Annotated in this window: 1 pseudogene; it reads left to right on the top strand. The window is 43.8% G+C overall.

Going from position 1 to position 1,809, the window contains the following annotated elements:
- Nucleotides 1–1,809, top strand: a pseudogene (locus HMPREF1519_RS04175) (CshA family fibrillar surface protein C); the annotation flags it as partial.

The raw sequence follows: 1,809 nt of genomic DNA, 5'->3' as shown, positions 1-1,809 counted from the left end.
AAGGATTCGATTACACTTCTTGATGAAAATGGTCAACCTGCAGCATCAGTAGAAGCGAAATCACCAGCAGGTGATGTGATCGGTACCTTCACCGTTGATAAAGATACAGGTTTAGTTACTTTCACACCAACAGATAAATCTTATTCAGGTGATGTTGTCCCAGTTAAGGTTCAAGCAGCTGATACAAACGGAACTACAGTTGAAACAACTTATACACCGAAAATTACTCCAGTTGTTCCAACTTCTGAAGATGCTACATCGACTGACATCCAAGGTCAAACACAATCTGGTAAACCAACCTTTATTGAAGGTGATCCAAATGTTCCAATCGATGAAGATACTCCAGCGACCTTTGAAGATGGTTCAACCACTAAAACAGTAGATGGTGAAGGAACTTACACTGTTTCTCCAGATGGAACAGTAACCTTCGTACCAGAAAAATCATTCACTGGAACCGCTACAGGCGTAACAGTGAAACGCGTGGATAAGAACGGTACTGAAATCACAGCTAAGTACACACCAACTGTGACACCAGTAACTCCAACAGCTGCACCAGCTGAAACAACAGATATCCAAGGTGCGACACAAACTGGTAAACCTGAATTTACTGCAGGCGATAGCCGTGTACCAATGAACGATGATGTTCCTGCAACCTTCGATGATGGTTCAACAACTAAGACAGTTGAGGGAGTTGGTACTTACACAGTAGCTTCAGACGGAACAGTTACTTTCGTTCCTGAGAAATCATTCGTCGGAACTGCACCAGCAGTGACAGTTGTCCGCGAAGATAAGAACGGAACCAAAGCTTCAGCGACTTACACACCAACTGTAACACCGGTAACACCAACTGCAGAAGATACAACATCTACTGACAAACAAGGTCAAACGCAAACAGGTAAACCAAGCTTCACACCAGGTAATCCAAATGTTCCAATGGATGATGATACACCTGCAACATTTGAAGATGGCTCAACAACCAAGAACATTCCAGGTGAAGGAACTTACACTGTTGCTCCAGACGGAACCGTAACCTTTGTTCCAGAAAAATCATTCACAGGAGAAGGTACAGGTGTAACGGTTAAACGTGTCGATAAGAACGGTACTCCAGTTACTGCTAAGTACACACCAACTGTGACACCAGTAACTCCAACAGCAACTCCAGCAGAATCAGAAGCACCTCAAGGTGTAGTTCAAACTGGAACTGTAACCTTCACAGAAGGTGACCCAGTTGCACCAATCGACAAGGATACTATTACTCTTCTTGATGAAAATGGTCAGCCAGCAGCATCAGTAGATGCGAAATCACCAACAGGTGATGTGATCGGTACCTTCACTGTTGATAAAGAAACTGGTGTTGTGACCTTCACACCAACGGATAAATCTTACTCAGGTGATGTGGTTCCAGTTAAGGTTCAAGGTAAAGATACAAACGGAACTGTTGCTGAAACAACTTACACACCTAAGATCACTCCAGTTGTACCAACTGCTAATCCTGCAACATCTACAGACATCCAAGGTCAAACGCAAACAGGTACACCAAGCTTCACACCTGGTAACCCTGCAATCCCAATGGATGATGATACACCTGCAACCTTTGAAGATGGCTCAACTACGAAGACAATTCCAGGAGAAGGAACTTACACAGTCGCTCCGAACGGAACTGTAACCTTCGTCCCAGAAAAATCATTCACAGGAACAGGTACAGGCGTAACGGTTAAACGTGTCGATAAGAATGGTACTCCAGTTACTGCAACATATACACCAACAGTAACCCCAGTTACACCAACTGCTGAACCAACAACATCAACA

The organism is Streptococcus sp. SR4 (genome assembly GCF_000517725.1).
In the GTDB taxonomy this organism is placed as follows: Bacteria; Bacillota; Bacilli; order Lactobacillales; family Streptococcaceae; genus Streptococcus; species Streptococcus salivarius_F.
This window is presented reverse-complemented; position numbering and strand designations above follow the sequence as displayed.